The sequence below is a fragment of the Amycolatopsis sp. NPDC043887 genome, from assembly GCF_056435665.1.
The window spans coordinates 205,006-231,175 of record NZ_JBWKEB010000001.1 but is presented as its reverse complement, the minus strand read 5'-3'; the positions used below and the strand labels follow the sequence as shown (position 1 = coordinate 231,175).

Below are 26,170 nucleotides of genomic sequence, written 5' to 3'. Positions count from 1 at the left end.
CCTATGCCCTTTTGAGGTTCTTGATCGCGGCGGCGGCCACCTTGGCTGCCAGGCCGCAGGGGTCTGAATAGGACGGGTGCTCGCTGGAAAGCCGAGGGATCACGTTGTAGACGAGGTCGTCCCGAACACCGACGGCGAGTGTGCAGTTTCCCTTGCCCTCCCCCCCGTTGGCGTATACGACGGCGGGGTATCCGTCTACGGGATCCACCGGCTTGAAGCTCGTGAGGCTTCCCGCTGCGTGCTGCGCGTAGAGGGCGCCTAGTCCGTCTTTGTTGCCCGTGGCAAGGCCTGCATTGATCGTAGTCGGGCTCACTTCGAAGACCCAGGTGCAAGCCTTGCCAGCGGTCATGTCTTCGGCACGGGTCCGCTTGACCTTCCCTGCGATGGTTTCGATCTCAGCAGCGGGGATGGCTGCGCACGGGTCTGATTCGACCGCCGAGGTGTTCGCGATCGGATCTGTCACTGCAGGAGCTCCGCCGGACGGAAGCCCGGTCGAGGACGGCGCGCCGGTCGCCGGCGGAGTGTCGGACTTCTTGTCGCTACAACCTCCGAGCAATGCGACCGATGCCAGTGTTGCCAAGGTCAGGAAGGCGGCGGTGGGTCGCATCAGGCGGTCTTTCCAATCTGACGGAGGGCGTCGAGGGCGGCCTGGTCTTGATTTTGGTAAGCGGTGCGGATCTGCTTCAAGGTCCCGAGGTAGGCCTCGGTGTAAGCACGTGCGCCTTGCAGGAAGGCCTGATATTGCGCGCCGGACGCGTTCGCGGCGGTGGCGTAGCCTTCGCTGCCGACTTCGCTACCTGGTGGCTGAATCAGTGTCAGCCAGGTGGCGTGGTCTTGAGCTCGGCTGAAGTCGTTCTCGATGCACTCTTCGAGGGACTTGATCACCTGGTCCATGGCCGCCGGATCGAACTCCCAGCCACCGTTCGCCGAAGCCGCCGCGAAGTCGGCCTTCGCCTGGCCGGTGCCCAACTCACCGTAGTTCGGCGGCGGACCAGGTGGTGGCGGCGCAGCAGCCGCCCCCTGGATCAACCCCGAGTTCGGCGGTGGGGCTTGCAGCTCCGGCCCGGTGATCTGGTCGTAGATTCCCTGAGGGCCGCTTCCCGGTCCTGTCATTTCGTGCCTCCCCGCACGGGCCGCGATGGGGCGCGACCTACCCGTAGTTCACGTCTGACTCCAACCGGTGACGATAGCAGCAGGTAAACCGCCGAACAGCCCCTTCGCGAAAGATCACCATCGAAAGTCGGCTATCCGGTCTGGTATGTCCTGATCGATGGTTTCGCCTGCCCATAGCGACCGCTGACTCCGGTGGGTGACCGGAGCAGCGAACCGCCGCCCCGATGGCGAAACCGGTCAAGATCGCCACCGCGGACGCGAAAGACCTGTTCCAGCACCCGAGTCGGCCGTTCTGCCGTCGTAGGCACGTGGCAGCTTCCGGTCTACTGCCCTGGGCCACTTGCGAATCCCATGCGTGATCGGCTTCGCTGGTGCCCGAGGAACGACGGGGGAGGGAACGAAACGATGCCGGGTTTTCGGCGCAACAACGGGCCGCGTGATCCGGGGGAAGGCGACCAGAACGGCGACACGTCGCTGCCGCCGCTCGACCCGTTCGATCCGAACCCCGACAAGCGGTACGAGGTCCCGGCGTCCGAGCTGATGAAGCCGGGCACGACGGGACTGCTCCGCTGGCGTCGCCAGGCGACCAACGCGCCGATCGTGCAGGTCGAGGACGCGTACATCACCGGGACGCTCGATCTGCGCGCGGCCGACATCAAGTATCTGTTCCGGTTCGAGCGGTGCCGGTTCGAGCATCCGCCGGACGTCCGCGAGGCGCATCTGCTCGGGCTCGTGTTCCGCAAATGCTGGCTGCCCGGGCTCAAGGCGCGCAACCTCCGCACCCGCAACGACGTCCGCCTCATCCGCAGTGTCGTGCACGTCGACGCCGAGCACGAGATCGAGGAGACCACGGTCCAGCGCGGCGACGATCGTGAGCGCGGGATGCCGAACGCGGCGGTCAACCTGACCGACGCGGTCATCGAGGGCTCCGTCGTGCTGACCCGCACGGTGATCACGCATCCGCGCGGCAAGGCGATCCAGGCCGACCGGGTCAACATCGTCGGCGCGTTGCTGGCGTATCGGTTGGTGGCCAACGGAGAAGTCCGCATCCCGGGGATGCGCGCCGGCGGTAACGTCAACTTCTCCGGCGCGACGCTGAACAACCGGGACGGGTTCGCGCTCAACGGGAACGGGATCCACATCGGCGGCAGCCTGTTGTGCGAGGTGGACAACTACGGGCCCGCCGCGCAGCGGAAACGCTTCTCCGCCAGTGGGATCATGTTCCTGCCGAGCGCCACTGTGGACAGTGACATCATTTTGCGCGAGGCAAGGCTTTCGGTGAACCAGGCCGGGCCGATCGTCGTCGACGCGTGGAAGTCGAACGATCCGTACATCGATCCGCGGCCGGCGCTGGTCGCGGATCGCTCGACGGTCAAGGGGAACCTCGAGCTGAGCGACGGGATGCAGGCGACCGGGACGCTGCGGATGGTCAACGCCCGGATCGGCGGGTCGCTGCGGCTGGCCGGCGCCGAGGTCCAGGTCGTCCGCGGGCAGACCATTCCCTACTACGACCGCGCGATCCACCTCGACGGGACCACCATCGGCGGCGATCTGGAGGCGACGAGCCTGCGGGTGCCGTCCGGGCAGTTGCGCATGGCCGACATCACCGTCGGCGGCAACGTGCTGGCGTGGAACTCGATGTTCCTCCACCCGCGCCGCGACGTCTTTTCCGCGCGACGCGCGAAGGTCGCGGGCAACTTCCAGCTCACCGACGCGACCGTTCAGGGCACCCTGCGGCTGCAGGGCGCCGAGATCGGCGGCAGCGTGAATCTCTTCGGCACGAGCCTGACCGAGCCAGGCGCGCGCACGCGCACCAGTTACTCGCTGGACGTCCGCACCGCGCGGATCGGCCGGGACCTGATCCTCACCGAGAACAAGGAACGCCCGTTCGTCGCGCAGGGCGGGGTCAACCTCGACGGCGCACAGGTCGCGCGGCGCGTCGACTTCCGCGGCGCGCGACTGGGTTCCCTGCCACAGCACGGGATCGCGCTCGACGGCAGTGATGTCTCGGCCGACGAATTCCTGCTCACGCCCGGCGCTCCGCCGGACGGCCGGATCGTGCTGCGGCGCGCGCATTGCGGGACGCTGGGCGACAACGAGGCGTTCTGGGCGTCGGCGAGCGGGATCGAGCTGGAGGATTTCCGTTACGACGCACTGCAAGAGGACATCGCGCTCGACGACGACCGGGCGATCGACCATCGGATCGCGTTGCTGCGCAAGGCGATGGACGGTTACCGCCCGGGGCCCTACGACCAGCTGGCGGCGACGCTGCGCGCGTCCGGTAATGAAGAGCACGCGTCCACGGTGTTGCTGAAGAAACAGCAGTTCCGGTACGAGGCACTCGCGAAGGGCTTCAAGTTCTTCGGACCCGGCGTGCACGTGTGGAGCTGGTTGCAGCGGTCGATGGTCGGCTACGGCTTCCGTCCGGTGCGCGCGCTCGGCTGGCTGCTGACGCTGCTCGTACTGGGGAGCCTGTGGTTCGGGCTCGGCGTCGACGACTGCATCACGAACCCAAAGCTCACGGTGAGCGGGCCGCGGTGCCTGGTCAACCAGGACGACACCGGGCTGCAGTGGAACCCGGTGCTGTACACGATCGACCTCCTGGTCCCGATCGTCGACTTCGGCAACAAGTCGCGCTGGTACATGCACGGCATGGACAACTGGGTCGCGGCCGGGTTCACCGCCTCGGGCTGGGTGCTGGCGACGACGGTGGCGGCCGGCATAAGCCGGATGCTCCGCCGCGACAACTGAGGGTATTTCACATACCCTCAGTACGGAGGTATGTGATGACGCAGCCCAGCGCCACCGGCAAGATCGCGATCGCCGCCCCGCCCGAGAAGGTGTACGCCCTGGTCAGCGACCCGGGCGCCCTCGCGGACATGGCCGAGGAGTACGAAGGGCACCGCTGGGTCGGTGCGGCGAAGGAGCCCGCCGTCGGCGCCAAGTTCCGCGGCCGCAACCGCCAGGGGTTCCGCCGCTGGAGCACTCTCTCGACGATCACCGACGCCGACCAGGGCAAGCGGTTCGCGTTCGAGGTGACCACCGTCGCCGGTCTTCCCGTCGCACGCTGGCAGTACGACATCGAGCCCTCGGGCGACGGCTGCGTGGCCGTCGAAAGCACGTGGGACCGGCGGCCGGGCTGGCTGCGCGGGCCGACGTCGCTGTTCACCGGGGTCTGGAAGCGGGACGACGCCAACCGGGCGAACATCGCCGCGACGCTGGCCCGGCTGAAGGCCGCCGCCGAGTCCGTTCACTCCACGAACCGCGACCAGAACTCGACCTGACGCGGCCCGCCGGACGGCGGCGGGCCCAAGGGCTCGCCACAGAAATCGTGCCGCAGGTACCCCCGCAGGTCGTAGCCGTAGTAGACGATGTCGGTCTGATACACCGACAGCACCGGATATCCCGTGCTCCCGGCGATTCCCGGCAGATACCGGTGCCCGCAGACGGGAACCAGCTGCGGGGCGAGCGCCAGATGTGAGCGGGCCCGCGAAAGCGCGTCGGCGAGGTGATGCGGGCGCATGCCCCAGTCCGGCAGCCAGAAGCCGTTGTGTTCGACGTCGTACAACACCCCGTCGACCGGCCAGTCCAGGCGTTTTCGCAGCTGGTCGGGGTTGCCGCAGCGCCAGTCGGGCCAGCGGTCGCCGATCGGCACCCCGGCCGAGAGGAAGGTGCGGTGGTCGGCGGCGAACCGGAAGCCGAAGCGGGCTTCGACGTCGTCGAGCTCGGCCTCGCTCAACCCGGGACGCACGGGTTCGGCCAAGCTCGCCTGGAGGTCGTGTGCCTCCTCGATGGTGAAGGCGTGCTCAACAGTGGACATGTGTTCGAGCCTAAATTGCCCAACGCGAAGGCGCCTTCTCTTTTAACACCACTCCCTCGTCACCCACATGGGGCTCCTCCCCCGGGGTGAGCTCGCCCTCTCAACGCCTGGACCTCGGAACAGCACGGCCGCGCGTGTAGTTCACTCATGTCGTGACTTCCCCACGAACGCAGTCCCGCGTCCGGGCGCCCGAGCTCGACGGCGACGGGTGGCTCAACACCGGCGGTGAGCGGATCACGCTCGCCGGGCTGCGCGGCCGCGTCGTCCTGCTGGACTTCTGGACCAGTGGCTGCGTCAACTGCCTGCACGTGCTGGACGAGCTGCGCCCGCTGGAGGCCGAGTTCGCCGACGTCCTGGTGACCATCGGCGTGCATTCGCCCAAGTTCCTGCACGAGGGCGAGGCGGCCGCGATCGAGGCCGCCGTGCGGCGCTACGAAGTGCACCACCCGGTGCTCAACGACCCGAAGATGGCCACCTGGTCGCAGTACGCGGTCAAGGCGTGGCCGACGCTGGTCGTCGTCGACCCCGAGGGTTACGTCGTCCACGTCGCCGCCGGTGAAGGGCACGCCGAGGCGCTGCGCCGGGTGATCGCCGACCTCGTCGCCACCCACGAGGCCAAGGGCACGCTGCGCCGCGGCGGCAGCCCGTACGTCCCGGCCGAGGAGAAGCGCACCGAGCTGCGCTTCCCGAGCAAGGCCGTCACCACCGCCGAAGGCCGCATCCTGGTCGCCGACACCGGCAATCACTCCATCGTCGAGTTCGCGTCCGACGGCGAGACGATCATCCGCCGCTTCGGCAGCGGAGAGCGCGGCGCGCAGGACGGGCCGTTCGACCTGGCGAGCTTCACCGAGCCGTCCGGGATCACCCTGTTGCCGTACGAGGTCGCCGAGCGCGCGGGGTACCACGCCGTCGTCGCCGACACGGCCGGTCACCGGCTGCGCGGTATCGACCTGATCACCGGTGAGGTCTCCACTGTCGCCGGCACCGGCCGTCAGTGGCGCGACGGCGTCGACACCGGCAAGGCGCTCGACATCGACCTGACCAGCCCCTGGGACGTCGCCTGGTGGGGACCCGCGGGCGGTGTCGTGGTCGCCATGGCGGGCAACCACACGCTGAGCGTGTTCGAGCCCGTCTCGGGCACCATCCGCCGCTTCGCCGGCACGACCGTCGAAGGCCTGCGTGACGGTGACGTCCACGAAGCGTTCTTCGCGCAGACGTCCGGTCTCACGCCCGACGGACGGAAGCTGTGGCTCGCGGACGCGGAGACGTCGGCGCTGCGCTGGATCCAGCCCGAGGGCGAGACGTTCACCGTGCACACGGCGGTCGGCGTCGACCTGTTCTCCTTCGGGCACGTCGACGGGCCCGCGGACAAGGCGCTCCTGCAACATCCGCTCGGCCTCGCCGTGCTGCCCGGCGACACCATCGCGATCGCCGACACCTACAACGGCGCCATCCGCCGCTACGACCCGCTCACCCGCCGGGTGACCACGCTCGCGACCGGTCTCGCGGAGCCGTCCGGACTGCTCGTGCACGACGGCGAACTTCTGGTCGTCGAGTCGGCGGGAAGCCGCGTCGGTCCGGTGCCGCTCGGTGAGCAGGCGGTGGCCGGGGACGCGCACGCGGTCCGCCGTCCGCCGACCGTGCTGGCACCGGGTGAGCTGGAGTTCTCCGTCGTCTTCACCCCGCCACCGGGTGAGAAGCTCGACGACCGGTTCGGCCCGTCGACGCGGCTGGAGATCAGCGCGTCGCCGCCGGAACTGCTCGCCGACGGCGCCGGGGTGGGCACGGACCTGTTTCGCAAGCTCCGCTTCGCCGAGGGCGTCACCGGCGGGGTCCTTCAGGTCGTCGCGCAGGCCGCCAGCTGTGACGACGGAGGCGAGCACCCCGCGTGCCGCATCACCCGGCAGGACTGGGGCGTCCCGGTGCGGTTCGAAAAGGGCGGAGAAAGCGTGCTGAGCCTGGTCATGGCGGGCGATCCGGGTAAGTAGAGTCGTACTCGTGTCAGATCGGCCGAAACTCGAGATTCAGATGCTGCAGGACAGGGTGCTCGTGAAGCTGTCCCCCGAGGACGGGGAGCGCCGAAGTTCCGGCGGCATCGTCATCCCCGCCACCGCGCAGGTCGCGCGGCGGCTCGCGTGGGGTGATGTACTGGGCGTGGGCAACAGTGTGCGGAACGTCAAGACCGGCGACCGCGTGCTGTTCAACCCGGATGACCAGCACGAGGTCGAGATCCAGGGTGAGGGGCACCTGGTGATGCGGGAACGCGACATCCACGCCGTGGCGACCGAACGGACCGAACACGGCACGGGGTTGTACCTGTAACTCGAGCCACGGGAGGGGCGGTGCGCGAAGACCGTGACGAGCCGGGTGCCGGCCTGTTCACCGACGATCTCCTCCCGGACTCCGACCAGGGCCTGGTGGACGAGCTCTTCGAGGGTGACAGGGTGGTGCATCCGCCGCCCACGCCCGCGTCGAAGTTCCGCCGGGGACTCGGCAAGGCCCTCATGGTCACCGGGGTGCTCATGGGCCTGTTCGTGGTCGCGTACGCGGTCGATCTGATCGTCAGCGCCGGGGACGTCCCGCGCGGCGTCACGGTCGCGGGGATCGACGTCGGCGGCCTCACGCACAAGGAGGCGGAGTCGAAGCTCCGCCGTGAGCTGGAGCCCAGGCTGATCGAGCCGGTGCGGGTGCGGGCCGGCGACGTCCGGACGGTGCTGTACCCGACGTCGTCCGGTCTCGGCCTGGACTGGCCGCAGACGCTGGGGCGCGCCGGTCATCAGCCGCTGAGCCCGTACACGCGGCTGATGTCGTTCTTCAGCAGCCGCGAGGTCGGTGTCGTCACCTGGACCGACGCGCCGAAGCTCGAAAAGGCCGTCTCGGACCTCGCCGCCGCGCAGCTGAACCGCCCGCCGGTCGAAGGGAACATCACGTTCCAGCCCGTCGCGGGCAGCGACGGCGGCGTCGTCGCCACCGCGGTCGAGCCGCGGAAAGGGCAGACGCTCGCCGACGTCAAGGAGGCGGTCACCGCGGTCATCGACCGCTGGCTGGGCGACGAAGGTGTCGAGCTGAAGGTGAACGTCGCGCCCGTTAAGGCGACTTCGCCCGGTGTGCACGCCGCGCTCGTCAAGATCGTCGTCCCCGCGGTCGCGAAACCGCTCGTCATCCGCGGCGAGGGCAAGGACGCGACACTGAAACCCGCCACGATCGCGGAGTCCTTCCAGTTCGCCGCGCGCGACGACGGCAACCTCGAAGTCCGCATCGACCAGGGCAAACTGCGCGCCGCCGCGCAGCCTCAGCTCAAGGAGACCGAGACCGACGGGGCGGACGCGCAGATCGTCTTCGTCGGCGACAGGCCGGCGGTGCAGCCGTCGAAGGACGCGCGGAAGATCAACTGGGACCACACGTTCTCGACGCTGACCTCGGTGCTCGCGAAGAGCGAAGAGCGGGAGCTGAAGGCGGTCTACGACGCCAGCAGCCCGGCCGTCAGCACCGACGCGGCGAACGTCCTCGGCATCAACGAGATCATCGGCGAATTCACCACGTCGGGCCTGAGCGGGCCGGCGATGACGAACGTGCAGGCACTGGCGAGCAGGGTCTCGGGCGCCATCGTGAAGCCGAACGAGACGTTCAGCCTCGGCGCGCGGTCCGGAGCGAGGACGGCGGACGCGGGTTACGTCCCCGCTCCGGTGAACGAAGACGGCACCGGGCCGGTCGTGGTCGGCGGCGGTGTCTCCCAGCTCGCGACGACGCTCTACAACGCCGCGTACCTGGCGGGGCTGGCCGATGGCGGGCATCTGGAACACGACCACTACCTCGACCGCTATCCGGTCGCGCGCGACGTGAAGGCGATCAACAACGACGGCTCGCCGGTCGAGCTGCAGATCGTCAACGACGCCCCGACCGGGATCGCGATCCAGGTGATCCCCGCCAACGGTTCGGTGACCGTGCGGATCTGGGGCACCAAACGGTTTTCGGTGCAGAGCGTCGGCGGGGAGAGGCACTCCTACGTCCCCCAGCCCGTGCAGATGGGCTCTGGCCCCGGGTGCGTACCCGATCCCGGCGCGGCCGGGTTCAGCACCTCGGACACCCGCGTGCTCGTCGACGTCGTCACCGGGACGGAGGTCCGCCGGGAGACCCGCAACGCGACCTACTCGCCGCGGGCCGCGATCATCTGCACCTGAGTTCCTGTTGGTGAACCCGCGTCCGCGATCGACGTCGGCAGGGCGGGTTCACGCGTTCGGCCACTTTTCGGAGTACATCTTCAGCTCCGCCATCAGGCTCTGAGGCTCACCGCAGCACCATGCAGCCGCGAGCCTCGAAGTCCGCGAGCCACGACGGCTCCCGCAACTCCTTGTTCCAGCGCAGGTCCAGTTTGTCCAATTTGGACAGCCGGGCGATGGACGACGGCAGCGAAGTGAGCTTGTTCTCGCGCAGGTCCAGCTGACGCAGCTCGTTCAGCTCCCCGAGAGAGGACGGCAGGGAAGTCAGCAGGTTCTTCCGCAGGTGTAGTTCGCGTAACGCGGAAAGCGTCCCGATCGATTCCGGTAGTTCGGTCAACCCGTTGCCGTACAAGCGGAATTCGCGCAACGAGGCCAGCCCGGAGAGGTCTTCCGGAAGTGTGGAGATGCGATTGTCCGTGCAGCCCAGGTATTTCAGCCGTCCGAGCGAGCAGAGCGCGGCGGGGAACTCGGTGAGCCGGTTGTCGCTCACGTAAAGGTATTCCGTCAGCCCGGACAGCTCGCCGAGTTCGTCCGGCAGGGTCGAAAGCTCGTTGTGCCCCAGATCCAGGGTGTGCAGGTTCCGCAGGGCGCCGATCGAGGGCGAGACGGTGGTCAGCCGGTTGGCGGCCAGATTCAGCACACGGAGCCCGGACAGGGACCACAGCTCGTCGGGAACGGACGTCAGCCGGTTGTCGTACAGGTCCAGGTACTCCAGCGAGGCAGGGAGAGGGAGGTCGCGCAGGGAGGTCAGCCCCTGGCCACTGAGATCGAGTCGAGTGGTCACAGGGGCCGACCGTAGCCCCGGTCAGGTCACGGCGCGGTGCCCGCCGCCCTTGACCTTCGCGTAGATGGCGGCCGCGGCGATGACGCCGACGACGGCCGCGCCGACCTGGAAGGCGTGCCGGATCCAGTCGATGCCCGGGGTGTCACGGACACCGAACACACCGGCCAGCCAGTTGCCGATGAAAGCGGCGATGATGCCGACCACGATCGTCAGCCACATCGGGATCTTCTGATCGCCGGACGCCAGCATCCGGCCGATGACACCGAGGATCAGCCCGACCACGATCGTGGTGATGATGCCCCAAAGGCCACCCAACATGGTTCCTCCTTCGCTGGAGATCGATGAGCCCACGGTGACACCGATTCGGGCTCATCGCGCCTCAAGACCCCTTACCGGGTGACACCGCGGCGTCCGTAGAGGTTCGCGGCCAGGGTCACCCCGACACCGGCGATGACGATCTGGGTGATGAGTTCGAGCCAGTCGAAGCCCTTCGTGTCCGCGTAGCCGAGTCCACGGGCGATCGCCGTACCGATGAAGGCGGCGACGATACCGACGATGATGGTGAGCCAGATCGGGATGGACTGCTTGCCGGGGGCGAAGAACCTGCCGAGCACCCCGAGGATCAAACCGACCACGATCGCCGTGATGATGCCGGTGACTGTCATTGAAGACTCCTTTGCCGAGGTCTCCGCCCGCGGGCGGACTCAGCACGGAAATGCCCCCGGAAAACCGCCTCGAAACCACGAAGAGCCCCCTCCGGACCGGAGAGGGCTCTTCGTCACTAAACCGTTTAGAACGCGGCTTCGGGGATCTCCATGAGGCTGTTGTCCGCGGCCTCGACGATCGCGCGGCGCGACGTCAGCTCCGGCAGCACGTTCTTCGCGAAGAACGACGCCACGGCGAGTTTGCCCTCGTAGAACGGGACGTCCTTCGCGGACGCGCCCGCGTCGAGCTTGCCGATGGCGACCTCGGCGTGCTTGATGAGCTGCCAGCCGATGAGCAGGTCGCCGACCGACATCAGCAGGCGGACCGTGTGCTGGCCGACCTTGTTGATGTTCTGCGGGTCTTCCTGCGACGAGGTCAGGTAGCCGATCAGCGAGCCGAGCATGCCCTGGGTGTCTTCGAGCGCCTGCTTGAGCAGGGAGCGCTCGTTCTTGAGCCGCCCGTTGCCGATCTCCGACTCGATGGTCTTCGTGATCTCCCCGGCGACGTAGGCCAGCGAAGCGCCCTTGTCGCGGACGATCTTGCGGAAGAAGAAGTCCAGCGACTGGATGGCCGTGGTGCCTTCGTACAGCGAGTCGATCTTCGCGTCACGGATGTACTGCTCGATCGGGTAGTCCTGCAGAAAGCCCGACCCGCCGAGGGTCTGCAGCGACTGCACGAGCTGCTCGGTCGCGCGCTCGGAACCGACGCCCTTGACGATCGGCAGCAGCAGGTCGTTGACGCCGTGCGCGACCTTCTGCGAGGCCTCGTCGCCCTCGCCGGTCCACACCTGGTCCTGGAAGGTCGCGGTGTAGAGGTACACCGCGCGCAGGCCCTCGGCGTACGCCTTCTGCAGCATCAGCGAGCGGCGGACGTCCGGGTGGTGGGTGATGGTGACGCGCGGCGCCGCCTTGTTCAGCATGTTCGGCAGGTCGGCGCCCTGGACGCGCTCCTTGGCGTACTCGAGCGCGTTGAGGTAACCGGTCGACAGCGTCGCGATGGCCTTCGTGCCGACCATCATGCGGGCGTACTCGATGACCTGGAACATCTGCGCGATGCCGTCGTGCACCTCGCCGAGCAGCCAACCCTTGGCGGGCGTGCCGTGCTGGCCGAAGGTCAGCTCGCAGGTAGTGGAGGCCTTGATGCCCATCTTGTGCTCGACGTTGGTGACGAAGGCGCCGTTGCGCTCGCCCAGCTCACCGGTCTCGCCGTCGAAGTGGAACTTCGGCACGAGGAAGAGCGAAAGGCCCTTGGTGCCGGGCCTGGTCTCGATGCCGGGGCCCTCGGGACGGGCCAGCACCAGGTGCATGATGTTCTCGACCATGTCGTTCTCGGCCGAGGTGATGAACCGCTTCACGCCGTCGATGTGCCAGGAGCCGTCCTCCTGCTTGACGGCCTTGGCGCGGCCGGCGCCGACGTCGGAACCGGCGTCGGGCTCGGTGAGCACCATGGTGGCGCCCCAGCCGCGGTCGATCATGATCTGCGCCCAGCGCTTCTGCTCGTCGGTGCCGTTCTTGTCGACGATGCCGGCGAAGTTCGGGCCCGCCATGTACATGAACAGCGGCGCGTTGGCGCCGAGGATCAGCTCGGCCGCGGCCCACTGCACGGTGGGGGGCAGGCCGAAGCCGCCCAGCTCGTTCGGCAGGCCCAGCCGCCACCATTCGCCGTCCATCAGCGCCTGGTAGCTCTTCTTGAACGACTCGGGGATCTTCACCGAGAAGGTCTTCGGGTCGTACACCGGCGGGTTGCGGTCCGCGTCGGCGTACGAGTCGGCGAGGGGACCGGAAGCGAGCTTGTTCAGCTCGGTCAGCACGCCGCGGGCGGTCTCCTCGTCGGATTCCGCGAGGACGCCCTTGCCGAGGCGGTCCTGCACGCCGAGTACCTCGAAGAGGTTGAACTCCAGGTCTCGGACGTTGCTCTTGTAGTGGCCCATTTCGTCACTCCAATGTGTTCGGCTCCCCGGCCGGGCACACGTCCCCTACTCGCCGGTAACTTCAGGATATTACCTGTGGGTAACCGGCGGCAAGTGAATGGCCACTGTTGTGATGTGTAAATCAGCAATACGGGGGGGGCTCAGCGGGAGGACGGCGCGATCGAAGTGGTCGTGGGCGGCTCGACCGGCGTGTGCGCGTCGTCCGGGTTCGTGACCAGGATGCCGGAGCGGAACGCGATCGTCACCGCGTGTGTCCGGTCGCGGGCCGAAAGCTTGCGCAGGATGCTCTTGACGTGCGTCCGCACGGTTTCCACGGACAGGAACAGGATCTTCGCGATCCCGGAGTTCTCCAGCCCTTCCGCCACCAGTTGCAGGACCTGGTACTCGCGGCGGGACAGCGGCATCAGGCCGCGCGCGGTCGCCGGTTTGGGGGCGTCGCCCGGCTTCGGGAGCACGGGCTGGCGTTTCGGCCGCGCGGTCAGCGCCGCCAGCGTCGGGTCGATGTAGCGGCGGTCGCTGTGCGCGCGCCGGATCGCCTCGGTCAGGTGCCGCCCGTCGGTCGCCCGCGGCACGATCGCGTGCACGCCCGCCGCGATCGCCGCGGCGAGGTACTGCTGGGTGCGGTTGGTGTCTCTGATCATCGTGATGATGACCAGGGCCGGGTCGCCGCCGCTGAGCAGGCGGGACAGGTGGCAGTTCGGGTCGAGCGCCGAATCCAGCACGATGACGTCCGGTTTGAGCTGTTCGCACAGTTGGAGCGCCGCGTGATGGCTGGTCGCGTGCCCGAGCCACTGCAGGCCCGGTGTGCGGTGGACCAGCGAGCTCAGGCCCTCGCAGAAGATCGGGATCGGATCGACGGCGGCCACGCCGAGTCCGCGACCGCCTGGTGACAGTCCGCCAGGCCTGCCGGCCTGTGTTCGGTTCGGCTCGATGGTTCGCATCACGGACCCCTCCGTTTTCCTGCCCCGCCATCTCCGGACGAGAGGACTCGAAAGCCCATTCGGTGACCACCGCCCCCCGGCGTGGTCACCCTCGTCAACCGGTCCCCCCTGCGGGACCGGACAGAGATGACACCTCGTAACTATTACGAGTCAGTAGGTCGGAGCACGTGACGCGATATCCCCCTCATAGATGTATCGCCCCGTCGCGGCAAACTCTGCGTATCAGCTGGTTGTGGATCTCTTGCTCAAATGAGCCCGCTGAGGGCGGAACTTGACATGTTCGCTACTCAGAGTGGACTTCGGTGCGAAGGCGGCCGAATTCGTCTCCGAGTGCCGCGGGCGTCCAATGCGCGTTCAGCCCGCTGGGATTGGGAAGGACCCAGACCCGTGCCCCGCCGATCTCGCCGTCCTGCGGGCCGATCGTCGCCTTCGGCAGTCCGAACGCCGTCCGGAAGGCCGTGATCCCGACCACGGCGAGCCAGCGTGGCCGGTATTCGGCGACCCTCGCCGCGAGGAGGCGCCCGCCTTCACGGAATTCGTCCGGGGTCAGCTCGTCGGCCCGCGCCGTCGTCCGCGCGACAACGTTCGTGATGCCCAGGCCGAGGCCGAGCAGCTCGTGCTGCTCGCTGGGGTCGAGCAGGCGCGGGGTGAAGCCGCCGCGGTACAAGGCGGGCCAGAACCGGTTCCCCGGCCTGGCGAAGTGCAGGCCGAGCGCGCCCGAGTAGAGGCCCGGGTTGATCCCGCAGAACAGCACGTCCAGATCGGGCGCGATGACGTCGTCGATGGTCTTGCCGTAGGCGGCGGCAAGCTCGTCCTTGGTCGGCTTGGTCCTCACCCCGCCAGTTTCCGGCACGCTGGCGGGTATGGAGCAGGGGGCGTTCACGGCCGACGGCTGTGATCCCGGACATCCGGTGGTCGCGCGCATGTCGCGCCCGGTGGCCGGGGTGCGCGTCGAGTGGCATCCGCGGGAGTGGTTCGAGTCCGTCCGTGACAGGCTCGGCGAGGTCGAGGCTGGCTGGACTCGGAGACGCCGGCTACCGCCCTGGCCAGGGCAGACCTGACCTTCGAGCGCTGGTGTACCGGCGACCGGACCTGGTTCTCGGCGACCTCGGCGTGACCTGGGACGCCCGCATTCGTCTCAAGGGGTGGTCAAGTCACCACGATATGCGTACTGTTTGTGATCTCGCACACAAGGTCGTCTTCGAGGAGGCGTTTTGCAGCTCTCGCTCATCCTCGGCCTGGTCGCGTTGATCTTCGTGGTGGCCACCGTGCTGGTGATCGCGGAAGACCGGCGGGCCGCGCGGCGCGCGGCCCAACGACGGCAGGCGAGGCTAGCGGACCTGGGCGAGGTCGACCCGCTCGCCACGCAGCGGCTGCAGCTCGATCGTTGAGGGAACGGGCTTCCGCACGAGGCTGAGCAGCAGTGCCCCGGCGATCCAGCCGAGCATCGCGCCACCGGTGTTGTTGAGCAGGTCGTCGACGTCGAAGATCCGGTAGACGTAGGGCGCGGTGCCGAAGTTCGCGGTCAGCTGCGTGATCTCGATCAGCAGCGACGCGGCGAGCCCGATCAGCGTCGTGCCGATGAGGCCGCGCTTCCAGAGCGTCCTGGCGAAGAAGCCGAGCGGGACGAACAGCAGCACGTTCATGGTGGCCTGCTGGAAGGTCTGGGTGGTGAACCAGTCGGCCATCGGCAGCCCGTGCTTGAGCAGTTCGGTGTGGATGTCGGTGACCCACTGGAACGGGTGCGGCTGCACGGTCTGACTCAGCCGTTTGACGCCGGGGCCGGGCAGCGGCAGGAAGGTCACCGCCAGGGTCATGGTGGTGTAGAGCAGCACGGCGGCCATGGTCAGGACGGGACGAAGCCGCACCCGGCCGTACCGCGCGTGCAGGACGATCAGCTGCGGGATCAGTACCGTCGCCCAGAGCGCGAAGAAGCCGATCAAGCCGTACTGCAGGGCGGTGACCTGTGCGTTCGTCATGACCACGACGTTATGGATCATGCGGGTGCGGCCACTTCGGTCGAAGGGCCGCCGCTGCCGGTGCCGGATCGGCCGAGTGGCCGACCCCGATCTTGGCCGATCGGCGATATTCGTTCCCTGATCCGCCGGTGGACGTGGGATTCTGCCCGGATGGTGCTCGTTCGACGGCTCATCCCCGCGGACCTCGACGTCTTCCGTGAGGTCCGCCTGCGTGCCCTGACGGACACGCCCGAGAACTACGGTTCGATCGCCGCGGCCGAACGCGCGCAATCCGACGAGGAGTGGCTCGCGAAACTGACCGGGGACGTCTGGTTCGCCGCCTTCGACGACGGGCGTCCGGTGGGTCTCGTCGCCGGTCGGGCGCGGGACGACGGCTGGATCCTCTACTCGATGTGGGTCGCGCCCGAAGCCCGTCGCCGGGGGGTGGGCACCAAGCTGATGGGTGAAGTGCGGTCGGCCGCCGAGGAAGGCGGTGCGCGCGAGGTGTGGCTGCACGTCGCGGAGGACAACGACCACGCGCGGCGGCTGTACCTGCGGCTGGGATTCATCGCGACGGGGGAACTGGAGCCGATGCCGAACGACGTCACCCGGCGGCGCGAACGTCTTTATCTGCCTGTCGCCGTGTGACGTTTGCCTATCGTCCTGCTTTCTGCCCTGGTGAAGGTCAAATCCGCAAGGCAGACTCCTCCGCCGTGCGAATCGGAGGAAGCATGAAACTCTCTGCCCGGCTGGCCGTGGTCGCCGTCGCCGCGCTGACCGCGCTGGCCGCCATCGCCGCGCCCGCGTCCGCCACGTCGGCGACCACCGACGTCCGGCTGATCACCTTCAACGACCTGCACGGCAACCTCGAACCGCCGTCCGGTTCGAGCGGCCGTGTCACGCTCCCCGACGGCACGACCGTCAACGCGGGCGGCGCCGCCTACCTCGCGACGCACCTGAAGAAGCTTCGCGGCGAAGCGCGCAACTCGGTCGTCCTTTCGGCAGGTGACAGCATCGGCGCGTCGCCGGTGATCTCGGCGCTGTTCCACGACGAGCCGACTGTCGAACTGCTGAACCAGCTCGGTGTCGAAGCTTCCGTGGTGGGCAACCACGAATTCGACGAGGGTCTCGAGGAACTCCGCCGGATGCAGCACGGCGGCTGCCACCCGACCGACGGTTGCCAGTTCCGCGAGTCCTTCAAGGGCGCGAACTTCCCCTTCCTCGGGTCCAATGTGTACTACGAGAACGGCTTCCCGGTGTTGCTGCCGTTCAGCATCGAGTTCTCCGGCGGCGTCCCGATCGGCGTCATCGGCGCGACGCTGAAGGATCTGCCGCAGGTCGTCACCCCGGAGGCGATCAAGGGCCTGAAGTTCGGCGAAGAGGTCCAAGCCATCGACCGCACCGCCAAGCTGCTCGACCTGGTCGGGGTCAAGGCACAGGTCGTGCTGCTGCACCAGGGCGACAACTCCGAGACCGCCGGTCCGGACGAATGCAAGGTCAAACCGGGCGCGGCGACCGAGATCGCGCGACGGGTGACGTCCACAGTGGACGCCGTCTTCACCGGGCACAGCCACCAGCAGTACAACTGCGTGATCGACGACCCCGCGGGCAACCCGCGCCCGGTGATCCAGGGCGCGTCGTTCGGCCGTCTGCTGTCGGTCGTCGACCTGAAGATCGACCGCCGCACCCTCGACGTCGTCCGTGGTGAAACCAAGGCGCACAACCAGATCGTCACCCGCGACGTCACGCCGGACGCCGACGTGCTGAAGCTGATCGACGAGGCGAAGACCAAGGCCGCGCCGATCGCGAACAAGGCCGTCGGCACCATCACCGCGGACCTGAGCGCCAAGGGCGCCGCCTCCGGCGAATCGCCGCTCGGCGACGTCATCGCGGACGCCCAGCTCGAAGCCACGAAGTCGAACGGCGCGCAGATCGCCATGACGAACCCGGGCGGAATCCGTACGGACTTCACCTACGCGTCGTCACCCGCCGGCGAAGGCGACGGTGTCGTGACCTACGGCGAGGCGTTCGCCGTGCAGCCGTTCGCGAACGTCATGCAGACGATCACGCTCACCGGGGCGGACTTGAAGAACGTGCTCGAACAGCAGTGGCAGGCCAACGGGGTCGTGCGGATCCTGCAGATCTCGAAGTCACTGAAGTACTCGTACTCGGCGTCGGCGGCACAGGGGTCACGCGTCTCGAACCTGACGCTCGACGGCACGCCGATCGACCCGGCGGCGTCGTACCGCGTTTCGGTGAACAACTTCCTCGCCGCCGGCGGGGACGGCTTCACCGAGTTCACGAAGGGGACCAACCTGTCGGGTGGTCCAGTGGACCTGGACGCGCTGATCGCGTACTTCGGTGCGCACCCGGGTATCGCTCCGCCCGCCGCGGACCGGATCACCGTCCTGCCGTAGCCCTCGCGAGTGCCATGAAAGGTCCCTTCCTTGCGAAATTTGCGAGGAAGGGACCTTTCATGGCGTCTACGGGGTGGTTTTGTCAGTGACCCAGGGCACAATGGCCGCCATGACGACCTGGGAAGAAGTCGTGGAACTGGCGGGCAGGCTGCCTGAGGTCGAGGAGTCCACGTCGTACCGCACGCCGTCGCTCAAGGTCGCGGGCAAGAGCTTCGCCCGGCTGCGCACCGAGGCCGAGGGCGGGCTGATGCTGCTGTGCGAGCACGCGGAGAAGGAGGCCCTGCTGGCCTCCGGCGACCCCGCGTACTTCACCACGCCGCATTACGACGGCTACGGCGCGATCCTCGTCGACCTGGAGAAGGTCGAGAAGACGCAGCTGCGCGAACTCATCGAGGAGGCCTGGCGGATGAAGGCGCCCGCCAGGCTCACGAAAGGACTGAACGACTAGCGGAGTTCCCCTTCGAGCAGGCTCATGAGGTACTCGTCGTGCCACTGGCCGTTCTGGCCGCGGAACGACTGCCGATGCCTGCCGTCCACCTGGAATCCGAGCTTCTTGTAGACGTGGATCGCGGCCTCGTTGTCGACCACGACCCACAGCGCGATCATGTGCAGCCGCATCATGTCGAAGCCGTAGCGGCAGAGCGTGCGCATGGCATCGGTGCCGTAGCCGCCGCCCCAGTGGTCCTTCTCGCCGAGGTAGATGTCGAGTTCCGCGCGGCCTCCTTCCGGCGTGGCGTCGCGCAGGGTGCAGGTGCCGATCAACGTGCCGACGGCCAGGCTCTCGATCGCGAAGTTCACCTGGCTGAAGCTGTTGGGCTTCCGGTGGGCGAAGCGCTCGCGGATCTGGGCGAGGGATTCCGGGTGGTCCGCGGTCAGCCAGCGCGTGACCTCCGGGTCGTTGTGCCAGCGCCACAGCGTGTCCGCGTCCTCGGGTTCCAGCGGGCGCAAGCGGATCAGTTCACCGGTCAGCATCGTCCATCCCAAAGATCGGTATCGGACTTTCCAGACTATTGGGCGACACCCGCGAGCAGCCACCGCTTAACGGGGACTTCCAGCAGCACCCTGGCGCCGAACGGCTCGATCTCCTCGCCTGCCGCCCAGCCGTCGTACTTCGCCGCCAGCGCCTCGAGAACGTCCGCGCGCAGCGTTCCGCGATGGACTCGTACCAGGCCTTCGACGACAACCGGCGCGTCACCGTCTTCCAGCGCGAGACTGACGCGCGGATCGTTGCCGACGTTGCGCACCTTCACGTTCCGCTCGCCGCTGCCGATCCAGAAGACGTCGTCGAGGTACACGAACCACACCGGCGTGACGTGCGGCGATCCGTCCGCCCGGAGCGTGCACAACCAGGCGTTGCGCTCCCGCGCGAGACGTTCGATAAGCGATTGGTCACGTTTCACCTGGTCAGCCTGCCCGAAAGCTAGGGTGCCGGGCGTATGAAGGTCCACCAGTACTGCTACTTCGCCTTGAAGAGCGAAACCGTGTCCGCCGGGGAGATCACCGCGCGGCTCGGCATGGAGCCCGACGAGGTCCTGGTACTGGGTTCACGGTCCGCCGAACACCGGTTGCCGCGGATGCACGCCTGGAAGGTGACGCATCGCGGTCCGGAACCGGTCGACGACCAGATCGAGAGCGTGATCGGCAGGCTCGCCCCCGTCCGCCCGGAAATCCGGAGGCTGGTGGACGAAGGCGCGAGCGCGGTGCTGCAAGTGGTGCGCTACTTCCATCACCGGGACGGCGGCGAGGAATTCGGCTGGCATCTCTCGCCCGCCGTCATCGCGTTCCTCACCGAAGCCGCCGCCGCGCTCGACGTCGACGAGTACGACCTCAGCGAATGACCTTCCGCCGGTCCGGTGCGCGGCGGGAACGCCGAAGATGGTGGGATGGTGCCCCACAGCCGGACAACCCCGTTGGGAGCCCAGCATGTCGAGCGAGAACTGGCCGCTGAGTCAGGATCCCGAGTCGCCGGTGATCATCTCCCGGTCGCTGGTGGAGGACCCGTCGAACCTCGCGTTCGTCGTCCTCGACGACGACGGTGACTGGTTCATCAGCGACGGCAACGAGTTCTCCGAGGACATGGAGGAGAACAAGGACGCGTTCGGCGCGCTGCCCCTGCGGGACGCGGTGGAGCTCATCCCGGAGATCGCCGCGCTGGCCGGCCTCCCCACCGGCATGGCCGCCGACTGGGATCCGGAACGGCGCACGTGGCTGCTGAGCTCGGTCGCCGACTCGGACGACGACGAGGAAGACCTCCTGGTGCGCGCCGCCCGCCTCGCCGCGTGGACGCATCCGGGCTCGCCGCTGGAAGAAGTCCACGTGAGCACCGAACTCGCCGAGATCTCCACCGACCCCGCCGCCCCGGCCCGCGCCGTGCGCCAGGTCGTCCGCGAGGCCGACGGCAGCTGGCTGCTCGTCGGCTTCCAGGTGCCGGAGAACGAGGACTTCGAGGTCGAAGCCCTCGAAATGGAGCACGCCGTCACCCTGTACCCGGACGTCGCCCTGGTGCTGAGCGCCGCGCCCGGCCAGGTGTACGACCGGCCGAGCGCCGGCGCCCCCTGGGAACTCGTCGAAGGCTGACCTTCAGCCGAAGTCGCAGTACATGACGTGCAGCCCGATGCGCCCCAGCGTCGGGTGCTCGAACGCGCCCGGCACCGTGCCGACGATCTCGAACCCGAGCCGTTCGTAGATCCGGACCCCGGCCACGTTCGATTCGGCGACCGCGTTGAACTGCATCCCCGCGAAACCCTGCTCCCTGGCCCACCGCAGAGCGTTCGCGCACAGCGCACCGCCGATGCCCTTGCCGCGAACTTCCTTGTCCACCATGAAACTGGCCGTCGCCACATGCGACCCGGGTCCGCCGCGGTTCGGCCCCATCTTGGCCGTCCCGAACACGCGGCCGCCTTCGACCGCGACCACCGTCCGGCCCGGCGGCGTCTGGATCCAGCTCGCGCGCGCGGCGTCCTCGGTGAGGTTCGGGTCGTAGGTGTACGTGTCCGCGGCCCGCACGACTTCGCGCACGATCGGCCAGACCTGCACCCAGTCCTCTTCGGTGAATTCCCGGATCTCCATACCCGGCAAGGTAACAACGCTGGGAAATCAACAACCGGTCCGGCGGTTCTGCCGCCATCGCCAGACGAAGTCGGAAAGCAAGAGCAGGCCGGCGACCGTCAAACCCGAGCCGATCCAGATCCGCGTCGAGCCGGATTCCCGCTCGACGCGGATCCCCGGCGGCAATCCGGCCGCGATCCCGTCGATCTTGGCCTGGACAGAACGATGGTCGAAAACGCTCAGATCGCCGTCTTCCGCCAACGTGGCCAGCAAGCGGCGAACCTCGTCGTTCTGCTCGCGGGAGAAACCGGGGAATTCCAGCGAGGCGTCCCGGAGCACTCCCGGACCCATACATCTCAGCGGTTCCCTGTGGACGCGTCGAGATATTGCCCTGTCGCCCCGCATTCGTCACCCGCCTTGGCGAAAACGACGGTGTACGGCCCAGGGGTGCTGCCCGTGTTCAAGCCGACGATGAGGAAGATCCCGCCGACCAGGAGGAACGGAAGGATCAGCGACCCGGCCAGCACGGTCAGCAAGGCCGCCGTACTGTCGCTCGACCTTTTCCGCACGCGCCAGAAGCTAGCCGCTCAGCGAGGGACGGTCCCCGGCTTCGGCTCAGGTCGCGACAGGGCCGGTGACGCGGGACTGTGTGGATTTTGGGACATCTGACGTCCCGAAATCCACACAGTCACCAGTCCTGAGGCAAAAGGCGTTCTCTGAAGCCAACCTGGACCAAACGATCGTAAGCCTCGGCGACGTTGTTCGGGATGTCCTGCTGGACAGCGAAACCGCGCTCGGCATAGACGGTGATCCGTTGCGTGTCACCGACGAGCATGGTGATGACGCGGTCTACGTCGCCGATGCTCGCGACGTAGTCATCCAGCGGCAACGGTCGGGAAGCGCAGATGACGTCGACCTCTGGCCAGAGCTTCTTGCAGGTCGCGTAAGCGCGCCGCTGCTGGTACGGCCGCGAGATGAGAACGACCGACCCGACCTCACGAGACTCCAACAGCCGACGCGTGAGCGCGATGTTGTCCCCCGTGTTCCGTGCCTCGGGCTCGACCAGGATGGCGTCGTCCGGCACGCCCAGCTCAAGTGCGTGTTCGCGGTAGTGGATGGCCTCGCCGCGCGGAAACCGGTCGACGGTCGTCGGCGCGTTGGCTCCGGTGAAGACGATGAGCGGGAACATACCGGCGTGGAACAGTTCCGCGGTGAAGGTGGCGACCCCGAGGTCGTGGCTGCCGAGTCCGATCCCGACGTCGGCGGGCCGGAGTTCGTGGTGCATGTCGTGGTAGTCCCAGAGCGTCTGGACGTCGGCGCGAAGATCGTCCGGCAAGGTCTCGGTCATCGAGTACTCCGAGGCAAAGCGAAAGCCCCAGGTCCTCAGTGGACATCCACTGACCTGGGGCTTTCGCGTGAGAGCGGATGACGGGAATCGAACCCGCGTATTCAGCTTGGGAAGCTGATGTTCTACCATTGAACTACATCCGCAGTGCGTGGCCAGCATACATGGTCCGGATCTCCCCTTGCCAAGCCCCACCCCATCCTTGACGTCGCCCGCGAAAGTGACAACACTTGTTGTCGACCTCGGAGGTGATCCGGATGGGCGAGCGGCTGCCTGATCCCGAACTGTTCCGTCAAGGCGGGTTCCGGGTCGCGTCGAGGTTGTTCATCGAGGGCGACATCAGGGGCGACGAGCGCCAGGTGGCCCGGTTGCGGCGGTTCGCGCAGCGGGAGGATCCGGCGGCCGACGTGCTGGTGCCGCTGTTGCGCGAGGGTGCTCAAGGCCAGTTCGAACAGGCGCTGCGGCAAGGCATCGACAGCGTCGAGAGTCCGCCGGAGGAGCTCGAAGCCTTCTTCCGCGACGTCGAGGCGACGCCGTACTGGGTCGATTCGGACCGGTTGGATCGCGGAGCCCGTGCGATCACGCGCGCCGGGTTGCTCGGTCTGTTCCCGCTCGGCGACGTTTCGCTGATGGGCGGCTACCTCGCGTCGCGCGCCACGAAGGCGCTCGTCGGCACCGGCGAGATCGAGTACAAGGCGGCGCGGCGCCTCGTCGAGACGGCGACGTGGTGGATCCACGTGACGACGCCCGGCGCGCTGGTGCCCGGCGGGCGCGGGTACGAGTCCGCGTTGCGGGTGCGGATCGTGCACGCGCACGTCCGCGCGGCCATGAACCGCCGCAAGGACTGGGATTACGCCGCTTGGGACAAGCCGGTCAACCAGGTCCAGACCGCGGGCACGCTCCTGCTCTTCTCGCTCGTCTACGTCTTCGGCACGCAACTACTCGGGCTCCGCTACAGCGCCCGCGAGCGCGCCGACATCCTGCACCTTTGGCGTTACGTCGGCTGGCTGATGGGCGTCGACGAGGAACTCCTGCCCGCCGGCGAGGACGACGCCTGGCGTCTGCTGTGGCTGCTCGCCACCACCGAGTTCATCCCCGACGACGATTCCAAACGGCTCGCCGCGGCGCTCATGAAGTCCCATGCCGCGATCGGCGAGGGCCGGGGCGCGGTCGGCAAGGTCCTTTCGCACGTTTCGGTCGCCGGGCACGGGGCGATCAGCAGGCTCCTGCTGGGCAAGACCAACGCCGACTTCCTGGAGCTGCCCGACGATCCGCTCGCGCAGGCGACCGTGATCGCGGTGGCGGGCGTCAACTTCGCCGCCGAGACGGTCCGGCGGGTGGTGCCGGGCGCGACGGCGCTCCAGGAGCTGATCGGGGCCGCCGGACGGCGCCATTATCTCCGGCAGGTCACCAAGGTGTTCGGGCTCGACCCGACCTACGGCAAGCACATGAAGGCCGCTTGACTACGCTGGCCGCGTGCTCCTCAGCGACCGTGACCTCCGTAAAGAGCTCGACGCCGGCCGTCTCGGCGTCGACCCGTTCGACCCGACGATGGTCCAGCCGTCGAGCATCGACGTGCGACTCGACCGCTACTTCCGCGTGTTCGACAACAGTAAGTACACGCATATCGACCCGCAGCTCCAGCAGGACGAGCTGACCTCGCTGGTCGAGAAGGAGGGCGAAGACCCCTTCGTCCTCCACCCCGGCGAGTTCGTCCTCGGCTCCACCTACGAGACCGTCACGCTCGCCGACGACCTCGCCGGCCGTCTGGAGGGCAAGTCCTCCCTCGGCCGCCTCGGGCTGCTCACGCATTCCACCGCGGGCTTCATCGACCCGGGCTTCTCCGGCCACATCACCCTCGAGCTGTCGAACGTGGCGAACCTGCCGATCACGCTCTGGCCGGGGATGAAGATCGGTCAGCTCTGCATCTTCCGCCTGTCCAGCGCGGCGGAGTTCCCGTACGGTTCGAACGAGGCCGGTTCGCGCTACCAGGGGCAGCGGGGTCCGACCCCGAGCCGCGCGTACAAGAACTTCCACCGCGTCGACACCTGGCGCTAAGCGACCGGGGCTTCCCAGTCGATCCGATGCCGCCACATGAAGGCGTTCGGATCCTCCTCCGGCAGGTTCTTGAACGCCCGCGTGAGGAAGAAGTCCCGGATAACCCGTCCGATGGGCCCTGCCGCTTTCGAGTCGCCGTTGCGCTTGCCGCGCTCGACGACCGCTTCGACGCGCTCGCGTCGCAGTCCTTCGTAGACGGCGAGCGCCTTCGGGATCGCGGGCACGTCGCGCAGGCATCGCGCCAGCGTGACGGCGTCCTCGATGGCCATCGCGGCGCCTTGCCCCGCCGCCGGTGAGGTCGCGTGGGCGGCGTCGCCGAGGATGACCATCCGGTCCGTCCGCCAGGCCGGCACGCTCGGGAAGTCGTACGTCGCCCACGGCCGGTAGATCTCCCGCGTCGCGCGCACGATCTCGACGGCCGGGGTGCGGTCCACCGCCAATTGCCGGATCAGGTCCTCTCGCCAGGTGGTCGGCACGGCGAGGTCGGCCGGAGACGGCTCATGCTTCCGGGGCACGTTCGCGAACCACCAGACGCCGCCGTCCGGGTGGACGATGTGGGTGAAGAACAGCCGCTTGCCGAACGTCATGTGCATGACGCCGGGTTCGTCGTCCAGCCGCAGGCTCTCGGCCACCCCGCCGGTGTTCAGCAGCGGCACGTAGCGCGGTGACGGCGCCCGTGGGTCGATGATCGTCCGCACCCGCGAGCGGAGCCCGTCCGCGCCGATCAGCAGGTCGCCCTCGGCCGTCGAGCCGTCCTCGAAGGTCGCGAGTACACCCGAAGCGGTCTCGCGCGCGTCGGCCAGACGCTTGCCGTAGCGGATCTCGATGCCGCGTCTGACGGCTTCGTCGCGAAGCCCGATGTACAGGGCGGAGCGCAGCACGGTTTGGCTCACGGTGCCGTCCTCGAGCTGTCCACCGAGGGCGAGGTCGGCCAGTTCGCGGCCGTCGCCCAGCCGCATCCTGATCCGTGGCGTGTCGAATCCCAGGCCCTTGACCAGGCCTTTCAAGCCCAGTGGGCCCAACGCGTCGAGTCCGTTCACCGCGAGGGTCAGGAACGCGCCGACGCCCTCGGCGGTCCGGCCGTACGCCTCGTGGATCACCGGCTCGTGGCCCGTCTCGTGCAGTGCGATCGCCGTGATCGTGCCCGCGATACCCCCGCCGGCGATCAGTACCTTCGCCATTTCGTTCACTCCATCGAATATCTTAGAAACTAATTCGTTCTGTCGAACTAAAGACTCCGCTAGGCTGGCCGACGTGTCAAGCGAGCGGGCGGAACTGATCGAACGAGTCCTCGGTGGAGCGCGAGCGCTGTCGACGGAGACGGTCATGTTCCACACCGCGATCGCCGAGCAGCGCGGTCTTTCGGCCGTCGAAAGCAAGGTGACCGACTACCTCGCCCGCTTCGGGCCCCAAACACCGAAGGCGCTTTCGCGACTCTCGGGGCTCGCGCCGGCCTCGATCACCGCGCTCATCGACAGGCTCGAGAGCAAGCGGATCGTCACCCGGAAACCGCATCCCGAGGACCGGCGAAAGGTCCTCATCGAGATCGACGGGGCGATGATGGCCTCGGCCGCGCCGCTGTGGGACCACCTGGTGAAGTCGGTCCGTGAGGCCTGCGAGAACTACACGGACGGTGAGCTCGAGACCGTGATCCGGTTCCTCGCCGACGCGGCGGCGATCACGCGCGACTCCACGGGCCGTCTCGGCCGCTGACCGGTATTACTACTTTCGGGGGTATTGCCGTAACCAGTTCGTGATAGTTTTCGGCCCCGTGTCCCCCAATAGAACACGAAGCCGGTTACTGCTTGTCACGCTCAGTGTCCTGCTGGGC

Annotated in this window: 32 protein-coding genes and 1 tRNA gene; 15 read left to right on the top strand and 18 right to left on the bottom strand. The window is 67.8% G+C overall.

The window, feature by feature from the left end:
• Position 1 precedes the first annotated feature (1 nt).
• Complete coding sequence (locus AC069H_RS01215) at positions 2 to 607, bottom strand: DUF3558 domain-containing protein (RefSeq protein WP_478230984.1); 606 nt, start codon at positions 605 to 607, stop codon at positions 2 to 4.
• A complete protein-coding gene (locus tag AC069H_RS01210; protein ID WP_478230983.1) occupies positions 607 to 1,113 on the bottom strand; it encodes a PE domain-containing protein in 507 nt (168 codons plus the stop codon). Before AC069H_RS01210 ends, AC069H_RS01215 begins: the two co-directional genes overlap by 1 nt.
• A gap of 405 nt (positions 1,114 to 1,518) precedes the next feature.
• Here AC069H_RS01210 and AC069H_RS01205 point away from each other — a divergent pair, with 405 nt between their 5' ends.
• Entirely contained in the window at positions 1,519 to 3,864 is a 2,346-nt protein-coding gene (locus AC069H_RS01205) for an oxidoreductase (protein ID WP_478224057.1), read from the top strand.
• Between the two features lie 35 nt (positions 3,865 to 3,899).
• Entirely contained in the window at positions 3,900 to 4,397 is a 498-nt protein-coding gene (locus AC069H_RS01200; RefSeq protein ID WP_478224059.1) for an SRPBCC family protein, read from the top strand.
• On the opposite strand, the gene AC069H_RS01195 is transcribed toward AC069H_RS01200, so the two are convergent.
• A complete protein-coding gene (locus AC069H_RS01195; RefSeq protein WP_478224060.1) occupies positions 4,364 to 4,933 on the bottom strand; it encodes a hypothetical protein in 570 nt (189 codons plus the stop codon). The genes AC069H_RS01200 and AC069H_RS01195 overlap by 34 nt on opposite strands.
• 152 nt (positions 4,934 to 5,085) lie before the next feature.
• Between AC069H_RS01195 and AC069H_RS01190 the strand changes: the two genes are divergently transcribed.
• From AC069H_RS01190 to AC069H_RS01180, 3 genes are read left to right on the top strand one after another with little or no spacing between them, the layout of a single operon-like run.
• Positions 5,086 to 6,921, top strand: a complete 1,836-nt coding sequence (locus tag AC069H_RS01190; RefSeq protein ID WP_478224061.1) for an NHL domain-containing thioredoxin family protein — start codon at positions 5,086 to 5,088, stop codon at positions 6,919 to 6,921.
• Positions 6,922 to 6,961: 40 nt separating this feature from the next.
• Positions 6,962 to 7,255 carry a GroES family chaperonin gene (locus AC069H_RS01185; protein ID WP_007032412.1) on the top strand — a complete coding sequence of 98 codons (294 nt, stop codon included), beginning with the start codon at positions 6,962 to 6,964 and terminating at the stop codon, positions 7,253 to 7,255.
• Positions 7,256 to 7,275: 20 nt separating this feature from the next.
• Positions 7,276 to 9,114 carry a VanW family protein gene (locus AC069H_RS01180; protein WP_478230982.1) on the top strand — a complete coding sequence of 613 codons (1,839 nt, stop codon included), beginning with the start codon at positions 7,276 to 7,278 and terminating at the stop codon, positions 9,112 to 9,114.
• 106 nt (positions 9,115 to 9,220) lie between these two features.
• Here the strand turns inward: AC069H_RS01180 and AC069H_RS01175 are convergent, their stop codons facing one another.
• The 6 genes from AC069H_RS01175 to mug all read right to left on the bottom strand — a co-directional run bounded on the left by AC069H_RS01175 (position 9,221) and on the right by mug (position 14,348).
• Positions 9,221 to 9,937 (bottom strand): leucine-rich repeat domain-containing protein, encoded by a 717-nt coding sequence (locus tag AC069H_RS01175; RefSeq protein ID WP_478230981.1) that lies wholly within the window; start codon positions 9,935 to 9,937, stop codon positions 9,221 to 9,223.
• 21 nt (positions 9,938 to 9,958) lie between these two features.
• Positions 9,959 to 10,255 (bottom strand): GlsB/YeaQ/YmgE family stress response membrane protein, encoded by a 297-nt coding sequence (locus AC069H_RS01170; RefSeq protein ID WP_037307283.1) that lies wholly within the window; start codon positions 10,253 to 10,255, stop codon positions 9,959 to 9,961.
• A 71-nt stretch (positions 10,256 to 10,326) separates the two neighbouring features.
• Positions 10,327 to 10,602 carry a GlsB/YeaQ/YmgE family stress response membrane protein gene (locus AC069H_RS01165; RefSeq protein ID WP_478230980.1) on the bottom strand — a complete coding sequence of 92 codons (276 nt, stop codon included), beginning with the start codon at positions 10,600 to 10,602 and terminating at the stop codon, positions 10,327 to 10,329.
• A gap of 125 nt (positions 10,603 to 10,727) precedes the next feature.
• A complete protein-coding gene (locus AC069H_RS01160) occupies positions 10,728 to 12,572 on the bottom strand; it encodes an acyl-CoA dehydrogenase (protein ID WP_478230979.1) in 1,845 nt (614 codons plus the stop codon).
• Between the two features lie 140 nt (positions 12,573 to 12,712).
• Positions 12,713 to 13,513: a response regulator transcription factor gene (locus AC069H_RS01155; protein ID WP_478224455.1), complete on the bottom strand. Its 801-nt coding sequence runs from the start codon at positions 13,511 to 13,513 to the stop codon at positions 12,713 to 12,715.
• A 283-nt stretch (positions 13,514 to 13,796) separates the two neighbouring features.
• The gene (mug, locus tag AC069H_RS01150; RefSeq protein WP_478230978.1) at positions 13,797 to 14,348 is read right to left on the bottom strand and encodes a G/U mismatch-specific DNA glycosylase; all 552 of its coding nucleotides are present in this window, start codon (positions 14,346 to 14,348) and stop codon (positions 13,797 to 13,799) included.
• A gap of 28 nt (positions 14,349 to 14,376) precedes the next feature.
• Between mug and AC069H_RS01145 the strand changes: the two genes are divergently transcribed.
• Positions 14,377 to 14,574, top strand: a complete 198-nt coding sequence (locus tag AC069H_RS01145; protein ID WP_478230977.1) for a hypothetical protein — start codon at positions 14,377 to 14,379, stop codon at positions 14,572 to 14,574.
• Between the two features lie 153 nt (positions 14,575 to 14,727).
• Entirely contained in the window at positions 14,728 to 14,904 is a 177-nt protein-coding gene (locus AC069H_RS01140; protein WP_340686138.1) for a hypothetical protein, read from the top strand.
• Here the strand turns inward: AC069H_RS01140 and AC069H_RS01135 are convergent.
• Positions 14,845 to 15,492 (bottom strand): VanZ family protein, encoded by a 648-nt coding sequence (locus AC069H_RS01135; protein WP_478230976.1) that lies wholly within the window; start codon positions 15,490 to 15,492, stop codon positions 14,845 to 14,847. The genes AC069H_RS01140 and AC069H_RS01135 overlap by 60 nt on opposite strands.
• Before the next feature lie 150 nt (positions 15,493 to 15,642).
• Between AC069H_RS01135 and AC069H_RS01130 the strand changes: the two genes are divergently transcribed.
• From AC069H_RS01130 to AC069H_RS01120, 3 genes are all read left to right on the top strand, one after another.
• Complete coding sequence (locus AC069H_RS01130) at positions 15,643 to 16,119, top strand: GNAT family N-acetyltransferase (RefSeq protein ID WP_478224070.1); 477 nt, start codon at positions 15,643 to 15,645, stop codon at positions 16,117 to 16,119.
• A gap of 83 nt (positions 16,120 to 16,202) precedes the next feature.
• Positions 16,203 to 17,888 carry a bifunctional metallophosphatase/5'-nucleotidase gene (locus tag AC069H_RS01125; RefSeq protein WP_478230975.1) on the top strand — a complete coding sequence of 562 codons (1,686 nt, stop codon included), beginning with the start codon at positions 16,203 to 16,205 and terminating at the stop codon, positions 17,886 to 17,888.
• A gap of 109 nt (positions 17,889 to 17,997) precedes the next feature.
• Positions 17,998 to 18,336 carry an MmcQ/YjbR family DNA-binding protein gene (locus AC069H_RS01120; RefSeq protein WP_340686142.1) on the top strand — a complete coding sequence of 113 codons (339 nt, stop codon included), beginning with the start codon at positions 17,998 to 18,000 and terminating at the stop codon, positions 18,334 to 18,336.
• Here the strand turns inward: AC069H_RS01120 and AC069H_RS01115 are convergent.
• Both AC069H_RS01115 and AC069H_RS01110 read right to left on the bottom strand, forming a co-directional pair.
• Complete coding sequence (locus AC069H_RS01115) at positions 18,333 to 18,860, bottom strand: GNAT family N-acetyltransferase (protein WP_478224074.1); 528 nt, start codon at positions 18,858 to 18,860, stop codon at positions 18,333 to 18,335. The two genes, AC069H_RS01120 and AC069H_RS01115, sit on opposite strands and share 4 nt — an antisense overlap.
• A 35-nt stretch (positions 18,861 to 18,895) precedes the next feature.
• Complete coding sequence (locus AC069H_RS01110) at positions 18,896 to 19,288, bottom strand: pyridoxamine 5'-phosphate oxidase family protein (protein ID WP_478230974.1); 393 nt, start codon at positions 19,286 to 19,288, stop codon at positions 18,896 to 18,898.
• A 36-nt stretch (positions 19,289 to 19,324) separates the two neighbouring features.
• Here AC069H_RS01110 and AC069H_RS01105 point away from each other — a divergent pair, with 36 nt between their 5' ends.
• Both AC069H_RS01105 and AC069H_RS01100 read left to right on the top strand, forming a co-directional pair.
• Positions 19,325 to 19,726, top strand: coding sequence for a DUF4279 domain-containing protein (locus AC069H_RS01105; RefSeq protein WP_478224078.1), 402 nt, complete (start codon positions 19,325 to 19,327; stop codon positions 19,724 to 19,726).
• Between the two features lie 85 nt (positions 19,727 to 19,811).
• Positions 19,812 to 20,465, top strand: coding sequence for a hypothetical protein (locus AC069H_RS01100; RefSeq protein WP_478224080.1), 654 nt, complete (start codon positions 19,812 to 19,814; stop codon positions 20,463 to 20,465).
• Positions 20,466 to 20,468: 3 nt separating this feature from the next.
• On the opposite strand, the gene AC069H_RS01095 is transcribed toward AC069H_RS01100, so the two are convergent.
• The 5 genes from AC069H_RS01095 to AC069H_RS01075 form a co-directional block, all read right to left on the bottom strand.
• Positions 20,469 to 20,957 carry an N-acetyltransferase family protein gene (locus AC069H_RS01095; protein WP_478230973.1) on the bottom strand — a complete coding sequence of 163 codons (489 nt, stop codon included), beginning with the start codon at positions 20,955 to 20,957 and terminating at the stop codon, positions 20,469 to 20,471.
• 27 nt (positions 20,958 to 20,984) lie between these two features.
• Positions 20,985 to 21,275, bottom strand: coding sequence for a hypothetical protein (locus AC069H_RS01090; protein ID WP_478230972.1), 291 nt, complete (start codon positions 21,273 to 21,275; stop codon positions 20,985 to 20,987).
• 17 nt (positions 21,276 to 21,292) lie between these two features.
• Positions 21,293 to 21,505, bottom strand: a complete 213-nt coding sequence (locus AC069H_RS01085; protein ID WP_478230971.1) for a hypothetical protein — start codon at positions 21,503 to 21,505, stop codon at positions 21,293 to 21,295.
• Positions 21,506 to 21,624: 119 nt separating this feature from the next.
• Positions 21,625 to 22,284, bottom strand: coding sequence for a YdcF family protein (locus tag AC069H_RS01080; RefSeq protein WP_478230970.1), 660 nt, complete (start codon positions 22,282 to 22,284; stop codon positions 21,625 to 21,627).
• A gap of 72 nt (positions 22,285 to 22,356) precedes the next feature.
• Positions 22,357 to 22,427 (bottom strand) — tRNA-Gly (locus AC069H_RS01075).
• Between the two features lie 111 nt (positions 22,428 to 22,538).
• Here AC069H_RS01075 and AC069H_RS01070 point away from each other — a divergent pair.
• Together AC069H_RS01070 and dcd are read left to right on the top strand one after the other, a co-directional pair.
• Positions 22,539 to 23,744, top strand: coding sequence for an oxygenase MpaB family protein (locus tag AC069H_RS01070; protein ID WP_478230969.1), 1,206 nt, complete (start codon positions 22,539 to 22,541; stop codon positions 23,742 to 23,744).
• A 13-nt stretch (positions 23,745 to 23,757) separates the two neighbouring features.
• Positions 23,758 to 24,339: a dCTP deaminase gene (gene dcd / locus AC069H_RS01065; protein ID WP_125679521.1), complete on the top strand. Its 582-nt coding sequence runs from the start codon at positions 23,758 to 23,760 to the stop codon at positions 24,337 to 24,339.
• On the opposite strand, the gene AC069H_RS01060 is transcribed toward dcd, so the two are convergent.
• Entirely contained in the window at positions 24,336 to 25,520 is a 1,185-nt protein-coding gene (locus AC069H_RS01060) for an FAD-dependent oxidoreductase (RefSeq protein WP_478230968.1), read from the bottom strand. The genes dcd and AC069H_RS01060 overlap by 4 nt on opposite strands.
• A gap of 73 nt (positions 25,521 to 25,593) precedes the next feature.
• Here AC069H_RS01060 and AC069H_RS01055 point away from each other — a divergent pair, with 73 nt between their 5' ends.
• Positions 25,594 to 26,052: a MarR family winged helix-turn-helix transcriptional regulator gene (locus AC069H_RS01055; protein WP_478224119.1), complete on the top strand. Its 459-nt coding sequence runs from the start codon at positions 25,594 to 25,596 to the stop codon at positions 26,050 to 26,052.
• Positions 26,053 to 26,170: the final 118 nt, after the last annotated feature.